Source organism: Streptomyces oceani, from assembly GCF_001751245.1.
In the GTDB taxonomy this organism is placed as follows: domain Bacteria; phylum Actinomycetota; class Actinomycetes; order Streptomycetales; family Streptomycetaceae; genus Streptomyces; species Streptomyces oceani.
Window position 1 is genome coordinate 1 of record NZ_LJGU01000165.1, and the last position, 2,883, is coordinate 2,883.

Sequence of the window (2,883 nt, forward strand, 5' to 3'; positions counted from 1 at the left end):
ATGTCCTGCCAGTCGCCGCCCGCGCGCCAGGCGGTCTCCAGCGCCGCGGCGTCCTGCAGGGCCTTCACGCTGCCGCCGCCGATGTGCGGTCGGGCCACCGTGGCCGCGTCGCCGGAGAGCAGCAGCCGCCCGCTGGCGTACCGCGGTATCGACAGGTCGTAGATGGGCTGGATGAACGTCCGCTCCTCCGGACTGCTCAGCACGCAGTCCCGCCAGTACGGCGGGAAGTGCTCCGCCACGAGGTCACGGAGGTACGTCGTCAGCTCCGTCGCGACCCGGCCGGGCGGCAGCGAGGTCGGGGTGCGCAGCTCCGTGTCGAGGCCGGAGTCGGCGGGTGGGTGCGTGTAGAGCACCCAGTTCATGCGGTGCCCTTCCTTGCCGTCCGGTATCAGGTACATCATGCAGTGGCCGCCGGGGAAGACGACGAGCCGCGCCTCCTCCTCCCCGCCCGGGGGCATGTTCGCGGGCGTCGCGGACGTACCGCGCCAGCCCAGGTAGCCGGCGTAGGCGGGCGCGAGTTCGGGGAGCATGGCCTGCCGGACCACGGAGCGGTAGCCGTCGGCGCCGATCACCAGGTCGAAGTGCTCCTGACTGCCGTCCGCGAGCCGCACGATGGCCCCGTCCGCGTCGGTCTCCACGCGGGTGACGTGGGTTTCCGAGCGGAAGTCGGTGCCGTCGGGCACCCGCCGCCGCAGCTCGCTCCACAGCGAACCCCAGTTGTACGCGCGGAAGGGGAAGGGCTGAGTGGCGATAGTCCGGCCGAGGTCCGACTCGCCGTCCCGTACGGTCCACAGCCGCCGGTGCAGCGGCCCCCAGGGCATGGCGTCGGACATGTAACCGGCGGCCTCGAGTTCGGCGTACCGGTCGTTGTGCACCCCGATCCCCACGCCGCGGTCGCGCAGCTCGGCGCCCGCGCGCTCGAACACCGTGATCCGCTCCGCGCCGCCCCGTGCCGCGGCCAGCGCCATGGCGCAACCAGCGATACTGCCGCCGACTATGGCGACCTTGCCTCCACCCATGGACCTGCTCCCTCACGACGTACCGGTCTCCTGCGAGACTCGCACACGCCCGTTGCCAAGGCACTGGCGGGTGCGGCTCGCCCTACGCCACTGACTGGCCGTCACGCCGCCGCAGCCGCTGGCAGGGACACCCGGCGCGCGGCATCGGCGACCGCTCTCCCGACCACGAGGTTGGGCCCGATCCCGGTCCCTGCGGAGGGCAGTCGACCCAGCTGGTCCAAGGCGTCCGCACGTCCGTTGAACACGCGACTGTCCGGAGCGGGCAGGTTGTTCACCCGTGCCACGGAACCGTCCTCAACCGCGGCCGACAGTCCGCCTTTCGGCAGTACGACAGTGTGTTGCGCGATCCGGTTTCGATCTCCGGAGATGACCGTGCCGGAATTGTCACCGGTGGCCACCCGCACGCTCGTCCGAGGACACCGGACCACCCCGGATGGGGGGAGGGTGCGGGAGGGTCATTCATTCTCGCATCGCGCTTCCCTCGGCGACGGGATTCGGCAACAAAGCACCACCGACCAGCTGCCTCACGCTACGAAGCAAGGTCGCCCCGACTCGGCTCACACCCCCGCGGCGCCCGCCCGGCGGCTCAGTCGCCGTGCCGCCCGCGTCCGTGCTGCCCGCCGGCGTAGTACGTACGCAGCTCCTCCGCCGGCGGCGTGATCCGTACCGGGCCGCCGCCCGAGCGCAGGGAGCGGGTGGCCGCGTCGCCCGCGGCGACGGCCTCGCGGGCGGCGACCGGCGAGGTCTCGGTGTCGCCGCCGTCCGCGACGAACCGCAGGAACTCCGCGACGAGTTCCGCGTCCGCGCCGCCGTGCGCGGAGTCGCCGGCCGGCGGGATGGTGACGACCTGGTCCGCGTCGGCGCGGTAGCCCNCCGCCGTCCGCGACGAACCGCAGGAACTCCGCGACGAGTTCCGCGTCCGCGCCGCCGTGCGCGGAGTCGCCGGCCGGCGGGATGGTGACGACCTGGTCCGCGTCGGCGCGGTAGCCCGAGCGGCGGGCGTTCCAGACCCGGATCTCGGCGCCTTCCAGGTCGCCGAAGTTCTCCAGCCGGCCATGATCGCCGATGACGGTGTAGTTGCGCCAGTAGTCCGGGGTGAAGTGGCACTGCTGGTAGCTGACCAGCACGCCGTTGTCGAGCCGCCCGGTCAGCATGCTGACGTCCTCCACGTCGACCACCGGGTTCAACCCGGTCAGCGCGGTCGGCGGCCAGTTCGCCGCCGGGTCGTGCCAGTCGCCCATCCGCTCGTCGGCGCGGTCCCGACGGTCGTCGATGTCGCCGTAGACGGCCAGTTCGCCCAGCGCCGTGACCTCGCGGGTGAAGCCGCCGGCCAGCCAGTGCAGCACGTCCAGGTCGTGCGCGCCCTTCTGCAGCAGCAGGCCGTTGGTGTTGCCCCGGTCCGCGTGCCAGTCCTTGAAGTAGAAGTCACCGCCGTGCCCGACGAAGTGCCGGCACCACACGGCCCGTACGCGGCCGATGGCGCCCTCCCGTACGAGCCGCCGCATCCGCCGGATCACCGGCGCGTGCCGCAGGTTGTGCCCGACGTAGAGCCGGCTGCCGGTCTCCATGCCGGCGCGCAGGATCACGTCGCAGTCCCATCCGGTCAGGGCGAGCGGCTTCTCCACGAAGACGGCGACGCCGGCCCGTAGGGCGTCCAGCACGGGTTGCACGTGCTGGTGGTCCGGGGTCAGCACCATGAGGGCGTCCAGCCCGTTCGGGCGCTCGGCGGCGAGGAGCGCCTCGTGGTCCGGGTGGACGGCCACCGTGTGGCCGAACAGTTCCCGCGCCGCCCGCTGTCCGCGCGGATGCGGGTCCGCGCAGGCCACCACCCGGGCGCCGGCGCCGGGCCGGTGCGCGTGCTGCT

1 protein-coding gene and 2 pseudogenes are annotated in these 2,883 nt (G+C 72.9%); all 3 read right to left on the minus strand.

Annotated features, from left to right (window positions below):
• The coding region (locus AN216_RS26015; protein ID WP_070199185.1) for an FAD-dependent monooxygenase at positions 1-1,019 on the minus strand (1,019 nt) is incomplete at its 3' end.
• A 586-nt stretch (positions 1,020-1,605) separates the two neighbouring features.
• Positions 1,606-1,842: pseudogene (locus AN216_RS31345) on the minus strand (gfo/Idh/MocA family oxidoreductase); the annotation flags it as partial.
• 253 nt (positions 1,843-2,095) lie between these two features.
• Positions 2,096-2,883 (minus strand): annotated as a pseudogene (locus AN216_RS26025) (Gfo/Idh/MocA family protein); the annotation flags it as partial.